Below are 20,176 nucleotides of genomic sequence, written 5' to 3' on the forward strand. Positions count from 1 at the left end.
GCGTCATGCACAAGCGTCAACTCGGCCCCTTCCCGGTCAGCGCCATCGGCCTGGGCTGCATGAACCTGAGCCATGCCTACGGCGTGCCACCGTCGGCGGAGCAGGGCGAGCGCCTGCTGCTGGCGGCGCTGGATGCCGGCGTGACCCTGTTCGACACGGCAGCGCTCTACGGCTTCGGTGCCAACGAGCAGCTGGTCGGGCGCGTGCTCAAGCCGCACCGCAGCGCCTTCACGCTGGCCAGCAAGGGCGGCATGGCGGGTGTGCGCGGCGACGACGGCACCGTGCGCCGCGTGATCGACGGCCGCCCAGCCACCTTGCGCCGCAACTGCGAAGACAGCCTGCGCAACCTGCAGACCGAGGTCATCGATCTCTACTATCTGCATCGCTGGGACAAGTCGGTGCCGATCGAGGAGTCGGTGGGCGAGATGTCGCGCCTGGTCGAAGCGGGCAAGGTGCGCGCGTTGGGCCTGTCGGAGGTCTCGGCCGCCACCCTGCGGCGCGCGCATGCGGTGCATCCGATCGCCGCCGTGCAGAACGAATATTCGCTCTGGAGTCGCAACACGGAGATCGGCGTGCTGCAAGCCTGCCGCGAACTGGGCGCGGCGCTGGTGGCCTTCAGCCCGCTGGCGCGCGGCTTCCTGTGCGACGCGCTGCACGACGTGGCGACGCTCGACGCCAAGGACATCCGGCGCGCGATGCCGCGCTTCTCGGCCGAGAACTACCCGCGCAACCTGGCGCTGCTGCCGGCCTACACCGCGCTCGCGAAAGAGGCCGGCTGCACGCCAGCGCAACTGGCGCTGGCCTGGCTGCTGGCGCGCGGCGAGCACGTCATCCCGATCCCCGGCACGACCAGCCTCGACCACCTGCGCGAAGACCTGCAGGCCGAGCAGGTCCGGCTGTCGCCCGAACTCGTGGCGCGGGTCGATGCGGTGATCAACCAACGCACCGTGAGCGGGCCGCGCTATGGTGCGCAGGGCAGCACCGAGGTGGATACCGAGGTGTTCGAGGACTGAGGGTCAGGGTGGAACCGGAATTGAAACCGGAAACAACAGTGCCCTCATTTTGCTTGGAATTCCAGTAAGTAGTTGATTTCAATGGTATTTTTGGCGTATAAGACTGGAAATCCAACCGGAATCCATGTCCCAGAAGCCAGTAGCCCTCTCGGTCTATGACCAACCCCATCGGTTCGAGCCGCTGCTGCCCGCGCTACAGCTGGACGAACTGCGAGAAGCCACGCGCCGAGTCTTCGAGAAGTCGTCCGAGCTGAGGGCTGCCTCCAGTCCGGAGGCACGTGACGCGCTGCGCGAGATCGTCCGCTCGATGAACTCCTACTACTCGAACCGCATCGAAGGGCAGGGTACGCATCCCGCCAATATCGAACGCGCGCTTCGGCATGATTTCTCCAACCGACCGGACGTGGCCAGGGGCCAACGCGTGGCGCTGGCGTACATCGAGGCCGAGCAGGATCTGGAGCAGCGGGTCAGCACCGAGGCCCAAGCGCTCGACAGCCGCTTTCTTCGCCAGGCGCATGCAAGCCTGTACAGCCGTCTGTCGCCTGAAGATCGACGCACCGATGATGGCCGGGTGATAGTCCCGGGGGAACTGCGCCAGCATGACGTGACAGTCGGCAGGCATCGACCTCCTGCCTGGCAGTCGATCCCGCTGTTCCTGCAGCGCATGGATGCGGTCTATGGCCGGCTCACCGGCGTCGACGCCGCGATCTACACCATCGCCGCCGCCCATCACCGCATGGCCTGGACCCATCCCTTCGAGGACGGCAATGGACGCGCGGTCCGATTGCAGACCCACTGCGCATTGTTTCCGCTGAGCGCCGGCCTCTGGTCGGTCGACCGAGGCCTGGCGCGGCAGCGCGAGCGCTACTACGAGCTGCTCGACGGTGCCGACGGTGCACGGCAGGGCGACCTCGATGGCCGCGGCAACCTCAGCCAGAAGATGTTGTGGGAATGGTGCCGCTACTTCGTCGAGCTTTGCGAGGACCAGGTGGCCTTCATGGCGACGATGCTCGATTTGCCGAAGCTCAGAGACCGCCTTCGAGCCTTCGTGCTCGTCCAGCGTGCCACCACCGGGCTTGCCGAGTATCGCGAAGAAGCCATTCTTCCATTGCAGACGGTCGCCGCGGTGGGCTCGGTGTCGCGTGGCGACTTCATCCGGATGACCGGGCTCGAGGAGCGCACGGCCCGCAAAGTCATCTCCCGATTGCTGGTCGACGGCCTGCTGGCCAGCGACGGGCATCGTGCGGAATTGCGCATCGCCTTTCCGCTGGCTTCGCTGGGCATCCTGTTGCCCAATCTCTACCCCGAAGCCTCGACCGCGCCGACGGACTGAGGCCCTTACCGATTCCCGAGGCCTCGTCGGCCCCGTCACATCCAGGAGGACGCCGAATGCCGAATTCATTCATCCGGACCGAGGTCGACGGTCCGCTGTGCACGATCATCCTGGACCGTCCGTCGGTTCGCAATGCGGTCGACGGACCGATGGCGGCTGCGCTGCGCGCCGCCTTCGAAGCCTTCGAGGCCGATGCCGCCCTGAAGGTGGCGGTTTTGTGGGGCGCCGGCGGCCACTTCTGCGCCGGCGCCGATCTCACCGCCGTCGGCGACCCGGCGCGCCGCCACGAACTCGACCCGCAGGGCGGTGGCAGCGGGCCCATGGGGCCGACGCGCATGGCACTGTCCAAGCCGCTGATCGCCGCCGTCAGCGGATATGCCGTGGCCGGCGGACTCGAACTCGCGCTGCTGGCCGACCTGCGCGTGATGGAGCGCGATGCCGTCTTCGGCGTCTTCTGCCGCCGCTGGGGCGTGCCGCTGATCGACGGCGGCACCGTGCGGCTGCCGCGCACCGTCGGCATGGGGCGGGCGCTCGACATGATCCTCACCGGCCGTCCGGTCGGAGCCGAAGAGGCGCTGTCCATGGGCCTGGCCAACCGCGTGGTCGAGCCCGGCACGGCCCGCGCGGCGGCCGAGGCGCTGGCGCGCGAGATCGCAGCCTTCCCGCAGGGCTGCATGCGGGCCGATCGAGCCTCGGCCTATGGCCAATGGGACCTGCCGCTGGACCAGGCCCTGCGCGCCGAGGGCACGCAAGGGGTGCCTGTGGTGTTCGCCGAAGCCGTGGCCGGCGCCGCCCGTTTCGTCGAGGGCGCGGGCCGCCATGGCCGCTTCGACACCTAGGGATATCCGCATGGCCTCCACCACCCCGTACCTGATCCGCGCGGCGCCGAGCCGACGCGCGACGCCGTGCGAGCGCCGTCAGCGGGCGGCGCCTCGCGTCGAGTAGTCGAACTGCGGCCCCGGCCCGGCCGCAATCGGCGGACCCAGGTCATTGCCGATCGCGCTGGAAGGCGCCCGCACCGCCGGGCGCGTGAAGTTGTACAGCGGTCCAGGGCCCGGCACGACGGGGGGACCGGTGTCCGCGAACCGTTGCGACGGCACCGCCGCACGGTCGTACAGCGGCCCGGGTCCGGCCGCAATCGGCGGGCCGGGGTCCGGGTCGACGCGCACGGGGGCGCGCTCGGCGGCGCTGGGTGGCAGCGTCTCGACCGCGCTGCGGCGCGACGAAGCGACGGCCGTCCTGGGCTGGGTCGCCGGCCGAGGTGTCATGGCCGGCGGCGGATCGGGGCGAGACTGTTGGGGCACGGCGGCCTGGGCCGGCCTCGCGGCGGGATCGGCGGCGGGAGCGACGGGAGCGACGGGAGCGACGCGAGCAATACCCAGTGCGTCCAACCGAGCATCCTGCGTGACGGGGGTCGGCGCGCTCGGAGCCGGCGGTACCGTGGCGGCCGGGAGCGCCCTGGGTGTGGGCGACTCCGCCATCACGAGCGCCAGGAGCTGTTCCTGCAGCGGCGGGGCGCCGGGCTTGCGCGTGACATGGAAGCACCAGGCCGCGAAGCCCACCCCCATGGCCAGACCGACGCAGCCGGCCTTCAGCCAGAAGGCGGCGGTGTCCGCCGGAAGCACGGGAACAGCGGCGCCGTGGCGGCCGCCTTCAGCATCGTGCGGCGCCGCGTCGGCGGCCGGACGGATCGCCATCACGGCATCGAGCGCGGCGGGTCCCGTGGGGGTGAATCCGGGCAGCGGATGCGCGCAGCCCACGCAGTACTTCGCCTTGGCGCGATTGGCGTTTCCGCAGACGTTGCATACGACCGACATGGCCACTGGCTCCCCTTGACGACAGACATGAGGGTCTACTCTGCACGGCTGTGCGCCGCTGTATGTAGGTCGATGCCTACGCGACTTGTCCACGCCAGCAGGAAGCCAACCAGCCATCAAGCCGCAATCCGCTCCCAACCGACACTAGGGAAAATCCGCGCCGCGTTCCTTTCGGCCGAACGTTGGTCATGGACTACCGTTGCAGGCAAAAAAAACAGGAGGAGCCCAACGTGTCGCGTCGGATCGAGTCGGTTCAAGACCTTGCGCAACTGCCCCCGGAAGAACTGCTGCCCTGCCTCAGGGCCCTGCGGGATGCCATCGGCGAGGCCAGGCGAAAACGCGCGGAGGATCGGCGCGAGGGGCGGGTGGCCGCCGATGCGCCCTTCAGTTTCCCTGCTTTCGACTGGTATCCCCGCGGCAGCCGTGGGGGAGAGCTGCCCGCCCGGGTCGATCCGTCGACCCCGATCGAAGAGATCCCCATGCGGACCGGGGCCAGGGCCGCGCTCAACAGCCTCGGCATCTTCTATCTGGAAGATCTCTCCGCCATCACCGAGAGGGAACTGATGGTGAAGGAGTCGATCGGGCGCCACACCGCGGAACGCCTGAGGGAGGTGCTGCTGCGCGTGGGGCTGGACTTCCTGCCGAATCGGAGCTGAGTGCCGGCCGGCGCCGGCCTGGCGCCACGCTGCCTTTTCAGATTCCTCTGATGGGTGGTGTGGAGAAGGCCGAAAACAATACCGCTACTTCGCCCCGCCGCGTCCGTTGCGCGCCACAGCGCGCCCACCGGATCGCGGGGCGCCGGTGGCCGGCGCGAACTGCAAGCTCGAGAACGACAAGGGCACCTGGTTCGTCACCACCCCAGGTTCCACCACGGTGCACCGTGCCTATGGCGACCTGAAGGTGAACTGCGACAAGGATGGCCATGCGCCGGGCGAAGCGTCCGCCAAGTCGGAAACGAAGGCCCTCGCGTTCGGGAACATCGTGTTCGGCGGCGTGATCGGCGTTGGCGTGGACGCGGCGACCGGCGCCGCCTACGACTATCCGGAACTGATCACGGTCGATCTCGCACCGGTGGCGATTCCCAAGGCGGAACCCACGCCGTCCATCGTCGTGCGGCCGGTGGCTGAACGGACGAACGCGGCCGCCTCGATGGCGCCGTCCGCGAGCGCTGCCCTCCCCAAGGCAGAGTAAGGCAAGGCCGCACACGCCTCATCGCACATTGAGCGCTGGCGGGAAGAACGTGCGCGCGGCGACCTCGCCCTTGGGCCGGTAGAACCGAAACGTCAGGCTGTAGCCCTGTCCCTTGGGTGTCGGCAGCCAGTTGCCATGCGGGGCCTCCTTCGGCTGCGCATCGGCAAAGTACAGCGTCAGCGACCCATCCGCGCCATATTCCAGCGGGGATTCCTTGTTGAGCAGGTAGCGCTTCAGCGGGTTGGGCAGCACGCGTCGGTACACCGCATCGACGGCGATCACGGACCAGAAATGGGTGGCATGCCGCGCCGGCAGCGCTTCCTTCGTGAAGTGCATGGTGTAGGAACGGTCGCCCGACAGCGGCTGGCCCGCCGTGTCCACGAAAGCCTTGTAGTAGATGACTTCCTCGGGGGTGTTGGCCCAGATGCCGCCGTAATTGATGAGCGTGCGCACCAGCCAGTCTTCGCCGTAGACGCCCGAGGTCGACGGCAGGGCCCAGGCGTTGCGAACCGTACCGTGGCCGATGTGGGGCAGCGCCTTCTTGATGTCGGCGAAGGCCCTCGTGCGGATCACCTCGTCGATGCGCTGGCGCTCGGCGGGCTGCCCGACGGCCCTGGCGATCGCGCGCGCGTCGGCCTGCAGCGTCTCCATGCCGGGGTTGATGTCGGCCTCGCTGTCGAGCGCCAGTTCGGCGGACTCGAAAGCCTCGACGCCAGGCAGTGCATCCATCTCGAACATCGTCGTCTGCGGCACCGCGGGGGGTGTCGCTCGGCCCGTCGCGCGGATGTCGAACTGCTGCTGCAATGCGACCGCCTCGTCCCAGTTCGCACCGAGCTCGACACGCGACAGCACGCGCATGGCCCTGACCGGCACGTCGACGCGCAGCGCGCCGGCAGGGACCTCGACGCGGCTGCCCTCCAGGCACAGCGCGAACGTTCCGCTGGGGTGCTGCGGGAACACGCGTTCGTTGAGGTTCGCCACGGTCTCGCCCCAGCCGTTGAGAAACTGGACCGTGTAGTAGCGCCCGGCGATTGCCGGCACCGACACCAGGACGCAACGGGTCTCGTCCACGACGACCCAGCCTTCCGAATAGGCCACGTCGAGATTCGGATTCGGCCAGGCGACCTCGCCCGGCTTGCGGTGGACGAGTCGATTCCACTGGAAGCCTTCCTGGAAGTCCAGCTGCTGCTGGCGCAGCACGAGCAGCCGGCCCAGCAGGTAGATGTACGCGTCGCTGATCTGCGAGTCCGTCAGGGTCGGGGTGGTGGTCATCGTTTTCTCCAATTGCAGCGCTCATCAGCGGGAGCGCACCACGTTCGGCAGCTGGTAGCTGTTGTCGAGCAGCGGCTTCATGGGCACGTAGCTGCGCAACAGCAGCGCGAACTGGCCGTCAGGCGCGGGCAGCCAGTTGGCCTGCGCGTCCTTGTCCGCGGGCGCGTCGCGGGACAGGTGCAGGGTCAACGAGCCATCGGCGGCGAACTTCAGCTCGTCGGCGTCCAGGTTGACCGTGCCGATGTTGGTGCGCCCGTTGGGGCTGTTCGCGAGCATGAAGTAATCACGGTCGTACATCGTCAAGGACCAGAAGCCGCCGCGGTCGCGATCCACCGGGGGCAGGGCGTCCTTCGGGAACGTCACGGTATAGCGGTAGCGCCCCTGCAGCAGCGCGCCCTTGTCGTCCGTGCCGCGGATCAGGTAGATCGCCTCGTGGAAATCGTTGACGTAGATGTAGATGATGGCGGCCTGGGCGCGGCCGAACCAGTCGGTGCCCCAGGCGCCGCCGTTGTCCTGGCGTTGCCAGCCGTTGCCTGCGTCGACGCCGACCTGCTCGTACCGGGCGCCGGCGTGGAGTTCGGCATCGGCGGCGAGCGCCGTGCGGTCGAGCAGGGTCCGCCAGGCGCTGTCGGAGGCCCGCAGCGCCAGCAGCGTCCTGGCCTGTGCAGCCATCGCCGCATCGTCGGCGCTGACGGCAGGGCTGAGCGCCAGGGCCTCGGCGAGCTGGTCCCAGAACCGGGCCGGGTCGACCGGCCTGGCCCGCAGCATGTCGGGGTCGGCCGCCACCATCTCGGCCGTGACGCCGGGCGGGAACACCTTGTTGCGCGCACTCGCCTCGCAGTCGAAGCGCAGCGGCCCGGGCCGGTCGTGGCCTTGCGCGACGACGCCGATCTGGTCGAGCACCGCCCGCGCCCGTGCCTTCGATTCGCCGGTATGGGCGGCGAAGCTGCGCCCGAACAGGCCGGCGATGGGGGTGGGACTGCGAAGCACGTCGATGAATCCGTCGGGCTTCTCGCCGGACCCGTCCGGGCCCACCAGCAGGAACTTGCCCCCTGGCGTGTTGCTCGCCGAGCCCAGCTGGTGGACCACCGTGGTGAAGAGGTCGCAGATCTGGATGGTCCAGTACTGCCCCTTCGGCACGTCGCTCGGCGTCTGCACCACCACGGCCTCGCGGCTGAGGTCGACGAAGCTGACGCCGTAGATGGTGTCGCTGTTCGGCGTGACCACCTTGCGCTGGGCGGGCGACATGTGGTCGTCGAGATAGCCCATCGTGTTCTTCGGCGCGCCGGGGAACAGCCCCATGGTCGCGCCAGGACCCGAGGCCTTCATCAGTTCCCAGCTGCTGGTGCGGCCGAAGGCGTCGACGGCGGGGTAGCCCCAGTAGTAGACGATGCGCGCCAGCGATTCGACGTAGCGCTCGTTGGCCAACCGCGCCGGCACGCCCGCGGCGTCCGGCAGATCGGGGTGCGCCGGGGTGAACTGGCGTGCCAGGTAGGGGGCTTGGGATGCGTTGGGCACGGGTCTGCTCCTGGTTGGGGATGCCCGAGGCATTGTGGACTTCGTCCCGGCGGCGCGCCATTGCACCTGAGGGCAATCGTGGAAGGCAGGGCGCAGGCTTGATCGAAGTTTATATTTCGACTATTCTCGAATCATGGAATCAAAAGAAGTCGTTCAGGCATTGGCAGCCCTGGCGCACCCGCTGCGGCTCGAAGTGTTCCGGGCGCTGGTCGTGGCCGGCCAAGGCGGTCTCACACCGGGCGTCATGCAGGAAGCACTGGGTGTCGCCCCGGCCACGCTCTCCTTCCATCTGAAGGAGCTGGCGGGCTCGGGCCTGGTGACGCAGGAGCGCGCCAGCCGCCACCTCATCTACCGCGCCGCGTACGACCACATGAACGCGCTGCTCGGCTACCTCACCGACAACTGCTGCCAAGGCGCCGCCTGCGCGGTGGCGCCGGCCGCCGATGCCTGCAAGTGCTGACACCGCCATGACCACCCACGTCCTTATCCTCTGCACCCACAACTCGGCCCGCAGCGTGCTGTCCGAAGGCATGCTCAACCACTGGGCCCAGGCGCTCGGCAAGGACGTGCGGGCGTTCAGCGCGGGCAGCGCACCGAGCGGCCGCATCCATCCTCAGGCACTCGCGGCGCTCCGGAACGCGGGCATAGACGTCCAGGGCTTTCGAAGCAAAAGCTGGGACGAGTTCACCGGGGACGCCGCGCCGCAGATGCGCATCGTCATCACCGTGTGCGACAGCGCGGCCGCCGAGCAGTGCCCCTACTGGCAGGGCAGTCCGGTGAAGGTCCATTGGGGCTACCCCGACCCTTCCAACGCACCCGAAGCCGACAAGGCCGCCGCATTCGAACTCACGCGCCAGGCCATCGGCTACCGGATGCTGCAGCTCCTGGCGCTCCCGCTCGCGGACCTCGGCCCGGCAGAGCTGCAGGCCGCGCTCACCCGCATCTCGAACAACTAGCCCGATGACCACCACCTCCACGCTCGCGGGTGCGGCGCCCCCCAGGCCTGCCATCGGCTTCTTCGAGCGCTACCTGAGCGTCTGGGTGGCCCTGTGCATCGTCGTCGGCATCGCCCTCGGCCAGCTGCTGCCGGGTCTTTCCAAGGCGGTGGCCAGCCTCGAAGTGGCGAAGGTCAACGTCCCGGTGGGCCTGCTCATCTGGGTGATGATCATTCCCATGCTGCTGAAAATCGACTTCGGCGCACTCGGCCAGGTCGCTTCGCACTGGCGCGGCATCGGCGTGACGCTGTTCATCAACTGGGCGGTCAAGCCGTTCTCGATGGCGCTGCTGGGCTGGATCTTCATTCGCCACGTCTTCGCGCCCTACCTGCCCGCCGCGCAGCTCGACAGCTACGTGGCCGGGCTCATCCTGCTCGCCGCCGCGCCCTGCACGGCCATGGTGTTCGTGTGGAGCCAGCTCTGCAAGGGCGACCCGTACTTCACGCTGTCGCAGGTCGCGCTGAACGACGCGATCATGGTGGTCGCCTTCGCGCCCATCGTCGCACTGCTGCTCGGTCTTTCGTCCATCACCGTCCCATGGAACACGCTGCTGGTCTCGGTGGGCCTCTACATCGTGGTGCCGGTCGTCCTCTCGCAGCTGTGGCGCAAGGCGCTGCTGCGCCGCGGCGAAAGCCACTTCAACGCCGTGTCCGCCAGGCTGGGCCCGCTGTCCGTCTCGGCCCTGCTGCTGACCCTGGTCCTGCTGTTCGCCTTCCAGGGCGAGGCCATCCTGGACCAACCCCTGGTGATCGCGCTGCTGGCCGTGCCGATCCTGGTCCAGGTGGTCTTCAACGCGGGTCTGGCCTACCTGCTCAACCGGAAGCTCGGCGTGGCGCACTGCGTGGCCGGCCCCTCGGCGCTGATCGGCGCGAGCAACTTCTTCGAACTGGCCGTGGCCACGGCCATCAGCCTGTTCGGCTTCCAGTCCGGCGCCGCGCTGGCCACCGTGGTCGGGGTCCTCATCGAAGTGCCCGTGATGCTCGCGGTCGTCGCGGTCGTGAATCGCACCCAGGACTGGTACGAAGCCGGGCAGCCTGCATCCTGACACCCGACGCCATGTCCGACGCCATCCTTCCCGGAACGCCCGCCTTCTTCCCTGCGCTCGATGCCGACCTGTTCGACCCGCCGACGCCCGAGCGCCTGGGTGTGCGCGAACCCTCGCGCCACAAGCCGCGCTTCCTGATGCTCTATGGCTCCCTGCGCGAACGCTCCTACAGCCGCCTGGTCAGCTTCGAGGCAGCCCGTCTGCTGGAGGCCATGGGCGGTGAGGTCAGGATCTTCGACCCGGCCGGCCTGCCGCTGCCGGACAGCGAGCCGGACAGCCACCCCAAGGTCCAGGAACTGCGTGAGCTCGCCCGGTGGTCCGAGGGCATGGTCTGGACCTCCCCGGAGCGGCACGGCGCGATGACGGGCATCATGAAGGCCCAGATCGACTGGATTCCATTGGCCTTGGGCGCAGTGCGCCCCACCCAGGGCAAGACGCTGGCCGTGATGCAGGTCTCGGGCGGCTCGCAATCCTTCAACGCCGTGAACCAGATGCGCGTGCTGGGGCGCTGGATGCGCATGGTGACCATCCCCAACCAGTCGTCGGTCGCCAAGGCCTTCCTGGAATTCGACCAGGCTGGGCGGATGAAGCCGTCGAGCTACTACGACCGCATCGTGGACGTGATGGAAGAGCTCTTCAAGTTCACCCTTCTGACACGCGATGTCAGCGGCTATCTGGTCGATCGGTACAGCGAGCGCAAGGAGAGTGCGGCGGCCCTGTCTTCCCGTGTCGGCCAGCGGTCGATCTGAGGCGCCAGGGGAGCCTGGCAGGCGGGCGCTGAAGTTGCGCGCAGTGGGTCGGAATCAGCGTCGTCCCCTGGGCAGAAGCGACGGAACTTCGCCTCCTCGCCGACGTCTTACTTGGACGCCGTCGCGAGAAGGTCGTCCCCCTGCCCCAGCGCGCCCTCTTGGCGACGTGCTCCCGCTCCGGCAGGGCGCAGAATGTGAAGATCGTCAGGAATTCGTGAACATGCACGGGACACCGGCTTTCCCCACAGCTTCGACGTTGTCGAAACCGGGGCCACGACGGAGGACCACATGCATCGATTCCTATCCAACAACCGGGACGAGCTGATTTCACGGTGCAAGGCCAAGGTCGCCCAACGGCCGAGGCGGGCCGCGACCGCCGAACAACTCGCCAATGGCGTTCCGATGTTCCTGAACCAGCTGATGCGAACGCTGGAAGCTCAGGAAAACGGCGAACTCGACGAGAGCTTCAGGATTTCCGGTGCCGCCGGCGGAGACGCAGCCGACTTGTCGGAGATGGGCGTGAGCGCCGCCGCGCACGGCAAGGAGCTTTTGGGGCTCGGCTTTACCGTCGACCAGGTGGTGCACGACTACGGCGACCTTTGCCAGGCCATCACCGACCTCGCGGTGGAGCGTGATGCCCCCTTCTCGGTCGATGAATTCCGCACGTTGAACCGGTGTCTGGACAACGCCATAGCGGATGCGGTCACCGAGTTCGGCATCTGGCGTGATGTGAACGTGGCGCTGCAACAGTCGGCCGATGAGAAGGAGCGCCTTGGCGTGCTGGTTCATGAGCTGCGAAATTACCTGCACACCGCGACACTTGCTTTTGCTGCCCTGGAGTCAGGGAAGCTTCCGATCGGTGGCTCGACCGGGGCGGTGCTGAGGAGGAGCCTGTCCTCGCTGGCGGCCCTGCTCAACCTGTCTTTGGCGCAGGTCAGGATCACCGCCGATGCGCCGGACGCGGAGGCGTTTTCCCTCGGGTTGTTCGTGGCAGAGGCGAGAAGTGCGGCGTCGCTGGACGCAAATGCCAAAGGCTGTACGTTCTCGGTCGACGACGTGGACCCCACGCTCGGCATCTCGGGCAATCGGGACCGCCTCCTGGCCGCCTTGTTGAACCTGCTTCAGAACGCTTTCAAGTTCACCCACGCTCACACGGAGGTCGCATTGAGCGCCTACGCCCAGGGGGACCATATTCTGGTCGACGTCAAGGACAACTGTGGCGGGCTTCCTTCCGGTGCGGCCACAAGGATCTTCCAGCCGTTTGTTCAGGTCGGGGCGAACAAGAGCGGGGTAGGACTCGGGCTTTCCATCGCACGACGGAATGTCGAGGCCGACGGTGGAGTCTTGACGGTCAGGGACCTGCCTGGCAAAGGCTGCATTTTCACCATCAAGCTTCCGCGCCGGACGCTCCAATGGCCATAGCTCAGGATTTGCGCACGCGGCTTCGAGAGGGCTTCGTCGAGTCGCTGGACTCCTCGGGCCCGATCGCAGGCTGGCAATGCCGAGAGGGCGTTGGTAGCGGCTTGCCGGTCACCGGCGCCGCTTCTTGAACCGTTTGACCGGGCGATGGCCAGCAAGTCCCAGTGCAGCACGAGCGAGTGCATCGGCTTCACTGTTGCGATGGCGCGGTATCCACATCAGGGTTGCCTGGTCGAACGAATTGAGCAGTGCTCGCGCTTCATCGAACAGGGAAGCAAGCCGGGGAATCGGCTTCGCATTGCTGCTGCCGACCTGTTCGACAACGACACTGTTGTCGCAGTGAATGAGCAGCGTGCCCGCCCCGCGCGATTTCAGTTCCTGGAGCGTCGCCAGCAGCGCTCTGAGTTCCGCCTCGTTGTTGCAGCCGCTCTCATGCGCCGCTTGCGAAAGGGTGTGACGCGTTCCATCAGGCTCGGTCAACACCGCTCCAAGGCCAATGCGGCCGGGGTTGGGCACGGCGCTGCCGTCGCAGTACGCAAGCCAAGGGTTCATGTGCGATGTCCGCTCATGGCCGCCTGGCGGTCGACGACGCCCCCTGCGCCCTGGAGTTCGATCTGCGGACTCCGCGCCTTGCATCCTGCGGTCATCTTCGAACTATCCGCGCCGAACCCAAGTCACCTTGCCGGCGGCAATTCCCAATGTCCGCCGCGTCGGGTCGAAATCCATGGTGCCGGGAAATTGCTGGCCGTCCCGTTCTCCGATGCGCCAGGGGCAGCCCTTGAGCATGGCCAGCGCGTCGGCTTCCGTTCTCCCGACCAGGGTTGCGTCCGGCGCTTGGTCCGCCTGGCAGACCTTGGTCGGATCGGGCGCGTCATGGACGAGGCTGGGCGGGGTCGCTGGCGCGGGGGCTGGCGTAGCGGTGCATGCACAAAGCAACAGCATGAAAGCGGTGGTGCAGGCGAGTCTCAACCTCGGGCAACGGAAGCGGTCCATCTGGCGTCCTTTCAGGATGACTCATTGTTGAACATCCGTTGGCGGGCTGCAGGCGGCCGTCGCGACGCCAGGCCGGGATCGCGCGCAGCGCTCACTCGAGCCTTCCCGGAACTGCCACTCCCTGTGCCTCGCAGTCGATCGCGCTGCGGCCGACATGGACCGCCTCGGCCAAGACCACGGAGGGCAGTCTTGCTCCGCGTGTCGAGGGGCCGCCCATGCATCTGTGTCGGCCGTCGATCTGACATTCCCAGGTCATCGCCTCGCCGCGACGCTGGACCGTGCAGGTCAGTGTCCTGCCGCGGTAGCTCTCGGAATACTTCATCGAAGCCTCTGCCCGCCGAGGGCGTCATCGACCTGCGTCGAACCAGGACGGGAAGGCGTCTATCCGCGCGGCCTTGCCGACGGCTCGGCCGCGAGGCGTGACTCGGCGGGCTCCCTGAGCCCTGGCGTTCGAACAGGACGCGTGGATTCGATGCCGTCCGGCAACGGACCCATCTCGTACGCTGCCGCGAGGGCGCGGAGAGCCACCTGGCACAGCCTCAAGGCTTCGGACTGACCCGATGGCGTGGCGAGGGGCGCCCCTGCCGGTGGCCTGAAGGTGTTCCTCAAGCGTTCGTTGGCGGCTTCCCACAAAAGGTTGGCCCGCAGCTGGTCGGGACCGCTCGTCATGTTGATGTCCTGGTGGCTCGCTCGACGCAGCAGGGGCGCCGGAGTGGGATAGAAAATATAGCACCGCATGCCAAATCTATCCAATCCAGCCCTCATTGGGCCTCAGGGTTATCGAAAGCGCTTGGTGAACTCCCGCACGACACCGATGACGCGCGCGCCGTCGAGCGGCTTGATCGGGTAGCGGGTGTTCAACGGCTTGAGGTACAGAGTTGATTCTTGCCGCGATGGCGGCACTGGCGGACAACGCCGAGCCCGGTTCCCTGCTCGAGGAACAGGTCCACCACGGCCAGTTGCCAGTCGTCGGGGTGCGCTTCGAGCCAGGCAATCGCTGCATCTTCCCGGGTCGCCGAGCCAATGAACTGCGCACCCACCAACTCTTCCATCGCCGGCATCAGTGTTTGCCGGATCAAGGGGCTGTCCTCGACCAGGAAGGTGGAAAGTGGCACGAAAGTCCTTCATGAGGTCGAAGGAATATAAGCGCCGGCCGCCGCCCTGGCGTCGCCACCCATCGCCGGCGCGTGTAGGTTGGGTCCTTGCCCAGCGAAGGGCGTCGTGGCACGCCGCAGCGTGCGCGAATCGAGAAACGGCTTGTGGCGCTGCCGCCAGCACGCGAGCGGGGCGTGTGGGGTGCTCGGGAGCGCCCTAAAAACCCGCGACCGCCGCGGGTCTTTGCACTTCCAGAACCCTCCGAACTCCTGCAAAATAGCACGACCGTTCGTTTTATTCCTCCCTGCCCACCGATGTCCGATACCGCCGTCCCCGCCAAGCCTACCCGCGCGCCTGCCAAGGGGCAGCAGACCAAGGCCGTCATCATCGACGCGGCCCTCAATCTCGCGGCCCAGATCGGGCTCGAAGGCTTGTCGATCGGGGCGCTGGCCGAGGTCACGCAGATGAGCAAGTCGGGCGTCTTCGCCCACTTCGGCTCGCGCGAGGAACTGCAGATCTCGGTGGTGCGCGAGTACCACCAGCGCTTCGAGCAGGAGGTGTTCTACCCCGCCATGGGCACCCCGCGCGGCCTGCCGCGGCTGCGCGCGATGTTCGCCAACTGGATGAAGCGCACTTCGGCCGAAATCGATTCGGGCTGCATCTACATCAGCGGCGCGGTCGAGTTCGACGACCGGCCGGGCCCGGTGCGCGACGCCCTGGCCGACTCGGTCAACACTTGGCTGGCGGCGATGTACCGTGCCGTGCTGCAGGCCCAGACCGAAGGCCACCTGCGCGCCGACGCCGACGCCAAGCAGATCGCCTTCGAGGTCCATGCGCTGATCCTCGCGCTGCACTACGAAGCCCGCTTCCTGCGCTCGCCCGACTCGCTGGCCCGCGCCAATGCCGGTTTCGACAACATCCTGGCGCGCAGCGCCACCGACGCCGCGCCGGCCGCCAAGGCCCCCGCCCGCCGCCTCAAGACCGTGCGCTGAGGCGCGCGGTCGACCCCATTTCGCTTTTCCTTTTTCTTCTCTTCATTTTTCCGGAGACCCACCGATGCCCGCCTACACCCCGCCCCTGCGCGACATGCAGTTCGTGATGCACGAAGTGTTCAACATCACCGACGAACTCAAGGCGATGCCCAAGCATGCCGAGGTCGATGCGGACACGATCAACGCGATCCTCGAAGAGGGCGGCAAGTTCGCCTCCGAAGTCACCTTCCCGCTCAACATCAACGGTGACGAAGAAGGCTGCGTGCTCGACAAGACCACCCACGAAGTCAAGACGCCGAAGGGTTTCAAGGACGCCTACGCCAAGTTCGTCGAAGGCGGCTGGGCGGCGCTGTCCTGCGACCCGGCCTACGGCGGCCAGGGCCTGCCCTATGTGGTCAACCAGTGCGTCTACGAGATGCTCAACTCGGCCAACCAGGCCTGGACCATGTACCCGGGCCTGTCGCACGGCGCCTACGAGGCCCTGGCCGCGCACGGCACCGACGCGCAGAAGAAGACCTACCTGCCCAAGCTCACCTCGGGCGAGTGGACCGGCACCATGTGCCTGACCGAGCCCCATTGCGGCACCGACCTGGGCTTGCTGCGCACCAAGGCCGAACCGCAGGCCGACGGCAGCTACAAGATCACCGGCAACAAGATCTTCATCTCGGCCGGCGAGCACGACATGGCCGACAACATCATCCACCTGGTGCTGGCCCGCCTGCCGGACGCGCCCAAGGGCAGCAAGGGGATCAGCCTGTTCGTCGTGCCCAAGTTCAACGTCAACGCCGACGGTTCGCTGGGCAGCCGCAACGGCATCTTCTGCGCCGGCCTCGAGCACAAGATGGGCATCCACGGCAACGCGACCGCGCAGATCGTGATCGAAGGCGCCACCGGCACCCTGGTCGGCCAGCCCAACAAGGGCCTGGCGGCGATGTTCGTGATGATGAACGCGGCCCGCCTGGGCGTCGGCAACCAGTCGCTGGGCCTGACCGAGGTCGCGTTCCAGAACGCGCTGGCCTATGCCAAGGACCGCACCCAGATGCGCTCGCTGTCGGGCGTCAAGGCCAAGGACAAGGACGCCGATCCGATCATCGTCCACCCCGACGTGCGCAAGATGCTGATGACCGCCAAGGCCTACGCCGAAGGCGGCCGCGCGATGGCGATCTACTGCACGCTGCTGCTCGACAAGGAGCACAACCACCCGGACGAGAAGGTGCGCAAGGACGCGGGCGAGATCGTCGCCCTGCTGACGCCGATCGTGAAGGCCTTCCTGACCGACAACGGCCACACCGCGACCAACGCCTGCATGCAGGTCTTCGGCGGCCACGGCTTCATCAAGGAATGGGGCATGGAGCAGTTCGTGCGCGACAACCGCATCAACATGATCTACGAAGGTACCAACACCATCCAGTCGCTGGACCTGCTGGGCCGCAAGATCCTCGGCAACAACGGTGCGACCCTGAAGAAGTTCGGCAAGCTCGTGGGCAAGCTGGTCGAGGAAGAGGGCGTCAACGAGAAGATGAGCGAGTTCATCACGCCGGTGGCGGTGCTGGGCGAACAGCTCACCAAGTTCACGACCGAGATCGGCTTCAAGGGCTTCCAGAACCCCGACGAGGTCGGCGCCGCCGCGGTGGACTACCTGCGCGTGGCGGGCCACTTCGTGTTCGGCTACATGTTCGCGCTGATGGCGCGCACCGCGCTGCGCCAGATCGCGGCCGGCAACACCGACCCGTTCTACGTCGCCAAGCTGCAGACCGCGCGCTTCTACTTCGCCAAGCTGTTCCCCGAGACCGCGACGCTGATGCGCACCGCGCGTGCCGGCAGCGCCCCGCTGATGAACACCGACGCCGCCTTGGCCTGATCGCCATGAAAGCCCTGCTCGCAGCGATCGCCCTGGCGGCCTCGGCCGCCTCGGCCCTGGCCCAGATGACCCCGGTGGGCGTCTGGCGCAGCGTCGACGACAAGACCGGCGAGTCGAAGGCCGAGATCCGCATCGCCGAATCGGGCGGCGCGCTGGCCGGCCGCATCGAGAAGACGCTGAAGAAGGACGCCAAGCCCGACGCCGCCTGCGACGAGTGCACCGACGAGCGCAAGGGCAAGCCGATCGCCGGGATGGAGATCATCCGCGGCGGCAAGAAGGCCGAGGGCAAGGACGTCTGGGAAGGCGGCAAGATCCTCGACCCCGAGAACGGCAAGGAATACCGCGCCAGCTTCACGCCGATCGACGGCGGCAAGAAGCTCGAAGTGCGCGGCTACCTCGGGCCCTTCTGGCGCACCCAAACCTGGAACCGCGTGCAGTAAGCGCGCGCGTTCCACATCAAGAAGCAAATCACCATGTCCAGATTCCAAGTGAAAAAGGTCGCCGTGCTCGGCGCCGGCGTGATGGGCGCGCAGATCGCGGCCCACCTCGTCAACGTGCGCGTGCCGGTCGTGCTGTTCGATCTTCCTGCCAAGGAAGGCCCGAAGAACGGCATCGTCATGCGCGCCATCGACAACCTCAAGAAGCTCAAGCCCGCGCCGCTGGCCGACGTGGCCGACGCGGGCCTGATCGAGCAGGCCAACTATGAAGACGACCTGGGCAAGCTCGGCGAATGCGACCTGGTAATCGAAGCGATCGCCGAGCGCATGGACTGGAAGCTCGATCTCTACCGGAAGATCGCCCCGCACGTCGCGAAGCACGCGATCCTGGCCTCGAACACCTCGGGCCTGTCGATCACCAAGCTCAGCGAGGCACTGCCCGAAGCGCTCAAGCCGCGCTTCTGCGGCATCCACTTCTTCAATCCGCCGCGCTACATGTTCCTGGTCGAGCTGATCAACACGCCGACCACCGAACCCGAAGTGCTCGACCAGCTCGAGACCTTCGTCACCAGCGCGCTCGGCAAGGGCGTGGTGCGGGCGCACGACACGCCCAACTTCATCGCCAACCGGGTCGGCATCGCCGGCATGCTGGCGACCCTGAAGGAAGTCGAGAAGTTCGGCCTCACGCCCGACGTGGTGGACGACCTCACGGGCAAGAAGCTCGGCCGCGCGAGCTCGGGCACCTTCCGCACCGCCGACGTGGTGGGCCTCGACACCATGGCTCACGTGGTCAAGACGCTGCAGGACAACCTGGACGAAAAAAGCGATCCGTTCTACGCCAACTTCGCGACGCCGCCGGTGCTCGCCAAGTTGCTCGAACTCGGCAACCTGGGCCAGAAGACCAAGGCCGGCTTCTTCAAGAAGGCGGGGCGCGACATCCTGCGCTTCGACCTCGCCAAGGGCGAGTACGTGCCCTCGGGCGACAAGGCCGACGAGGTCTATGGCCGCATGCTCAAGAAGCCCGCGGCGCAGCGCCTGAAGCTGCTGCGCGAGAGCGAAGGCGCGCAGGGCCAGTTCCTGTGGGCGATCCTGCGCGACAGCTTCCACTACGCCGCGGTGCACCTGGCGACCATCGCCGAGAGCGCGCGCGACATCGACTTCGCGATGCGCTGGGGCTTCGGCATGAAGCAGGGCCCGTTCGAGCTCTGGCAGGAAGCCGGCTGGACGCAGGTCGCGAAGTGGATCCAGGAAGACATCGATGCGGGCAAGGCGCTGTCCACCGCACCGCTGCCGAAGTGGGTGTTCGAAGGCCCGGTGGCCGAAGCCGGCGGTGTCCACACGCCGCAGGGTTCGTGGAGCGCCTCGAAGAACACCTTCGTCGCCGCCCGCAAGCTGCCGGTGCATGAACGCCAACTGTTCCCCGAGAGCGTGCTCGGCGCCGATGCACCCGACGCCAACCAGGCCGGCACCACGATCCAGGACGAGGGCGACGTGCGCCTCTGGACGCTGGACGGCGAGGTGCTGATCGCCAGCATCCACTCGAAGATGCATGCCATCAGCCCGGACGTCGCCGAAGCCCTGGCGGCCGGCGTCGAGCTGGCCGAGAAGGACTACAAGGCCCTGGTGATCTGGTCGCCCGACGAGATGTTCTCGGTCGGCGCCGACCTGCAGGCGATGCTGCCGGCCTTCGTGGTCGCCGGCATCGGCGCGGTCGAGGGCGCGGAGCAGGAGCTGCAGAACGTCATGCTCAAGATCCGCTACGCCAGCGTGCCGGTGGTCTCGGCCGTGCGCGGCATGGCGCTCGGCGGCGGCTGCGAGCTGGCGGTGCATTCCGCGAAGCGTGTCGCCGCGATGGAAAGCTACATCGGCCTGGTGGAAGTCGGCGTCGGCCTGATCCCCGGCGCAGGCGGCCTGACCTACATCGCGCGCCGCGCGGCCGAGAACGCGGCCACATCGACCGGCAGCGACCTGCTGCCTTTCCTGACCGAAGGCTTCACCGCCGCGGCCATGGCCAAGGTCGGCACCAGCGCGCTCGAATCGAAGAAGCTCGGCTACCTGCTCGACAGCGATGTCGTGGTGCCGAACAAGGACGAGCTGCTGTACGTGGCCTTGCAGCAGGCCAAGGCGATGGCCGACGCCGGCTGGCGCCCGCCGCTGCGCCGCCAATTCAAGGTCGCGGGCCGAAGCGGCGCCGCCACCATCAAGGGCCAGCTGGTCAACATGCGCGACGGCGGCTTCATCAGCGCCCACGACTTCCACATCGCGAGCCTGATCGCCGAAGTGGTGACCGGTGGCGACATCGACGCCGGCTCGCTGGTGACCGAAGAGTATTTGATGACGCTGGAGCGCAAGGCCTTCTGCTCGCTCATCGTGCATCCCAAGACGCAAGAGCGAATCATGGGGATGCTCAGCACCGGCAAGCCCGTGCGCAACTAAGGACCGACAC

20 protein-coding genes are annotated in these 20,176 nt (G+C 67.3%); 14 read left to right on the forward strand and 6 right to left on the reverse strand.

Annotation, left to right across the window (positions count from 1 at the left end):
• Positions 1–5: 5 nt before the first annotated feature.
• From QTI33_RS14750 to QTI33_RS14760, 3 genes are all read left to right on the forward strand, one after another.
• Positions 6–1,013, forward strand: a complete 1,008-nt coding sequence (locus tag QTI33_RS14750; protein WP_286506804.1) for an aldo/keto reductase — start codon at positions 6–8, stop codon at positions 1,011–1,013.
• A 124-nt stretch (positions 1,014–1,137) separates the two neighbouring features.
• Positions 1,138–2,346, forward strand: a complete 1,209-nt coding sequence (locus QTI33_RS14755; RefSeq protein WP_286506805.1) for a Fic family protein — start codon at positions 1,138–1,140, stop codon at positions 2,344–2,346.
• Between the two features lie 56 nt (positions 2,347–2,402).
• Positions 2,403–3,185 carry a crotonase/enoyl-CoA hydratase family protein gene (locus QTI33_RS14760; RefSeq protein ID WP_286506806.1) on the forward strand — a complete coding sequence of 261 codons (783 nt, stop codon included), beginning with the start codon at positions 2,403–2,405 and terminating at the stop codon, positions 3,183–3,185.
• Between the two features lie 78 nt (positions 3,186–3,263).
• Here the strand turns inward: QTI33_RS14760 and QTI33_RS14765 are convergent, their stop codons facing one another.
• Positions 3,264–4,163 (reverse strand): hypothetical protein, encoded by a 900-nt coding sequence (locus QTI33_RS14765; RefSeq protein WP_286506807.1) that lies wholly within the window; start codon positions 4,161–4,163, stop codon positions 3,264–3,266.
• A 188-nt stretch (positions 4,164–4,351) separates the two neighbouring features.
• On the opposite strand from QTI33_RS14765, the gene QTI33_RS14770 reads away from it, so the two are divergent.
• The gene (locus QTI33_RS14770; protein ID WP_286506808.1) at positions 4,352–4,819 is read left to right on the forward strand and encodes a helix-hairpin-helix domain-containing protein; all 468 of its coding nucleotides are present in this window, start codon (positions 4,352–4,354) and stop codon (positions 4,817–4,819) included.
• Positions 4,820–4,964: 145 nt separating this feature from the next.
• Positions 4,965–5,354, forward strand: a complete 390-nt coding sequence (locus QTI33_RS14775; RefSeq protein ID WP_286506809.1) for a hypothetical protein — start codon at positions 4,965–4,967, stop codon at positions 5,352–5,354.
• Between the two features lie 18 nt (positions 5,355–5,372).
• Here the strand turns inward: QTI33_RS14775 and QTI33_RS14780 are convergent, their stop codons facing one another.
• Positions 5,373–6,626 (reverse strand): DUF1214 domain-containing protein, encoded by a 1,254-nt coding sequence (locus QTI33_RS14780; protein ID WP_286506810.1) that lies wholly within the window; start codon positions 6,624–6,626, stop codon positions 5,373–5,375.
• Positions 6,627–6,650: 24 nt separating this feature from the next.
• Positions 6,651–8,144: a DUF1254 domain-containing protein gene (locus tag QTI33_RS14785; protein WP_286506811.1), complete on the reverse strand. Its 1,494-nt coding sequence runs from the start codon at positions 8,142–8,144 to the stop codon at positions 6,651–6,653.
• A gap of 133 nt (positions 8,145–8,277) precedes the next feature.
• On the opposite strand from QTI33_RS14785, the gene QTI33_RS14790 reads away from it, so the two are divergent.
• From QTI33_RS14790 to QTI33_RS14810, 5 genes are all read left to right on the forward strand, one after another.
• The gene (locus tag QTI33_RS14790) at positions 8,278–8,604 is read left to right on the forward strand and encodes an ArsR/SmtB family transcription factor (RefSeq protein WP_286506812.1); all 327 of its coding nucleotides are present in this window, start codon (positions 8,278–8,280) and stop codon (positions 8,602–8,604) included.
• 7 nt (positions 8,605–8,611) lie between these two features.
• On the forward strand, positions 8,612–9,100 hold the full coding sequence (locus QTI33_RS14795) for an arsenate reductase ArsC (RefSeq protein WP_286506813.1): 489 nt from the start codon (positions 8,612–8,614) through the stop codon (positions 9,098–9,100).
• 4 nt (positions 9,101–9,104) lie between these two features.
• The gene (gene arsB / locus QTI33_RS14800) at positions 9,105–10,184 is read left to right on the forward strand and encodes an ACR3 family arsenite efflux transporter (RefSeq protein WP_286506814.1); all 1,080 of its coding nucleotides are present in this window, start codon (positions 9,105–9,107) and stop codon (positions 10,182–10,184) included.
• Positions 10,185–10,195: 11 nt separating this feature from the next.
• A complete protein-coding gene (gene arsH, locus QTI33_RS14805; RefSeq protein ID WP_286506815.1) occupies positions 10,196–10,933 on the forward strand; it encodes an arsenical resistance protein ArsH in 738 nt (245 codons plus the stop codon).
• 288 nt (positions 10,934–11,221) lie between these two features.
• Positions 11,222–12,355, forward strand: a complete 1,134-nt coding sequence (locus tag QTI33_RS14810; RefSeq protein WP_286506816.1) for a sensor histidine kinase — start codon at positions 11,222–11,224, stop codon at positions 12,353–12,355.
• Between the two features lie 108 nt (positions 12,356–12,463).
• Here QTI33_RS14810 and QTI33_RS14815 read toward each other — a convergent pair whose 3' ends face one another.
• The 3 genes from QTI33_RS14815 to QTI33_RS14825 all read right to left on the reverse strand — a co-directional run bounded on the left by QTI33_RS14815 (position 12,464) and on the right by QTI33_RS14825 (position 14,460).
• Complete coding sequence (locus QTI33_RS14815) at positions 12,464–12,904, reverse strand: ribonuclease HI family protein (RefSeq protein ID WP_286506817.1); 441 nt, start codon at positions 12,902–12,904, stop codon at positions 12,464–12,466.
• Positions 12,905–13,006: 102 nt separating this feature from the next.
• Positions 13,007–13,345: a hypothetical protein gene (locus QTI33_RS14820; RefSeq protein WP_286506818.1), complete on the reverse strand. Its 339-nt coding sequence runs from the start codon at positions 13,343–13,345 to the stop codon at positions 13,007–13,009.
• Between the two features lie 857 nt (positions 13,346–14,202).
• Positions 14,203–14,460 carry a response regulator gene (locus QTI33_RS14825; RefSeq protein ID WP_286506819.1) on the reverse strand — a complete coding sequence of 86 codons (258 nt, stop codon included), beginning with the start codon at positions 14,458–14,460 and terminating at the stop codon, positions 14,203–14,205.
• Positions 14,461–14,754: 294 nt separating this feature from the next.
• Between QTI33_RS14825 and QTI33_RS14830 the strand changes: the two genes are divergently transcribed.
• The 4 genes from QTI33_RS14830 to QTI33_RS14845 all read left to right on the forward strand — a co-directional run bounded on the left by QTI33_RS14830 (position 14,755) and on the right by QTI33_RS14845 (position 20,166).
• Positions 14,755–15,432 (forward strand): TetR/AcrR family transcriptional regulator, encoded by a 678-nt coding sequence (locus QTI33_RS14830; protein ID WP_286506820.1) that lies wholly within the window; start codon positions 14,755–14,757, stop codon positions 15,430–15,432.
• A 64-nt stretch (positions 15,433–15,496) separates the two neighbouring features.
• Entirely contained in the window at positions 15,497–17,293 is a 1,797-nt protein-coding gene (locus QTI33_RS14835; RefSeq protein WP_286506821.1) for an acyl-CoA dehydrogenase C-terminal domain-containing protein, read from the forward strand.
• Between the two features lie 5 nt (positions 17,294–17,298).
• On the forward strand, positions 17,299–17,733 hold the full coding sequence (locus QTI33_RS14840; RefSeq protein WP_286506822.1) for a DUF2147 domain-containing protein: 435 nt from the start codon (positions 17,299–17,301) through the stop codon (positions 17,731–17,733).
• Positions 17,734–17,766: 33 nt separating this feature from the next.
• Positions 17,767–20,166 (forward strand): 3-hydroxyacyl-CoA dehydrogenase/enoyl-CoA hydratase family protein, encoded by a 2,400-nt coding sequence (locus tag QTI33_RS14845; RefSeq protein WP_286506823.1) that lies wholly within the window; start codon positions 17,767–17,769, stop codon positions 20,164–20,166.
• Positions 20,167–20,176: the final 10 nt, after the last annotated feature.

Origin of the sequence: Variovorax davisae (assembly GCF_030316845.1) — a bacterium.
GTDB lineage: Bacteria > Pseudomonadota > Gammaproteobacteria > Burkholderiales > Burkholderiaceae_C > Variovorax > Variovorax davisae.

Excerpts from the sequence above, each read along its gene's own strand:
- QTI33_RS14750 (WP_286506804.1), top strand. The coding sequence starts at position 6 with ATGCACAAGCGTCAACTCGGCCCCTTCCCGGTCAGCGCCATCGGCCTG.
- QTI33_RS14755 (WP_286506805.1), top strand. The coding sequence starts at position 1,138 with ATGTCCCAGAAGCCAGTAGCCCTCTCGGTCTATGACCAACCCCATCGG.
- QTI33_RS14760 (WP_286506806.1), top strand. The coding sequence starts at position 2,403 with ATGCCGAATTCATTCATCCGGACCGAGGTCGACGGTCCGCTGTGCACG.
- QTI33_RS14765 (WP_286506807.1), bottom strand. The coding sequence starts at position 4,163 with ATGTCGGTCGTATGCAACGTCTGCGGAAACGCCAATCGCGCCAAGGCG.
- QTI33_RS14770 (WP_286506808.1), top strand. The coding sequence starts at position 4,352 with ATGGACTACCGTTGCAGGCAAAAAAAACAGGAGGAGCCCAACGTGTCG.
- QTI33_RS14780 (WP_286506810.1), bottom strand. The coding sequence starts at position 6,626 with ATGACCACCACCCCGACCCTGACGGACTCGCAGATCAGCGACGCGTAC.
- QTI33_RS14790 (WP_286506812.1), top strand. The coding sequence starts at position 8,278 with ATGGAATCAAAAGAAGTCGTTCAGGCATTGGCAGCCCTGGCGCACCCG.
- QTI33_RS14795 (WP_286506813.1), top strand. The coding sequence starts at position 8,612 with ATGACCACCCACGTCCTTATCCTCTGCACCCACAACTCGGCCCGCAGC.
- arsB (WP_286506814.1), top strand. The coding sequence starts at position 9,105 with ATGACCACCACCTCCACGCTCGCGGGTGCGGCGCCCCCCAGGCCTGCC.
- arsH (WP_286506815.1), top strand. The coding sequence starts at position 10,196 with ATGTCCGACGCCATCCTTCCCGGAACGCCCGCCTTCTTCCCTGCGCTC.
- QTI33_RS14810 (WP_286506816.1), top strand. The coding sequence starts at position 11,222 with ATGCATCGATTCCTATCCAACAACCGGGACGAGCTGATTTCACGGTGC.
- QTI33_RS14815 (WP_286506817.1), bottom strand. The coding sequence starts at position 12,904 with ATGAACCCTTGGCTTGCGTACTGCGACGGCAGCGCCGTGCCCAACCCC.
- QTI33_RS14820 (WP_286506818.1), bottom strand. The coding sequence starts at position 13,345 with ATGGACCGCTTCCGTTGCCCGAGGTTGAGACTCGCCTGCACCACCGCT.
- QTI33_RS14830 (WP_286506820.1), top strand. The coding sequence starts at position 14,755 with ATGTCCGATACCGCCGTCCCCGCCAAGCCTACCCGCGCGCCTGCCAAG.
- QTI33_RS14835 (WP_286506821.1), top strand. The coding sequence starts at position 15,497 with ATGCCCGCCTACACCCCGCCCCTGCGCGACATGCAGTTCGTGATGCAC.
- QTI33_RS14840 (WP_286506822.1), top strand. The coding sequence starts at position 17,299 with ATGAAAGCCCTGCTCGCAGCGATCGCCCTGGCGGCCTCGGCCGCCTCG.
- QTI33_RS14845 (WP_286506823.1), top strand. The coding sequence starts at position 17,767 with ATGTCCAGATTCCAAGTGAAAAAGGTCGCCGTGCTCGGCGCCGGCGTG.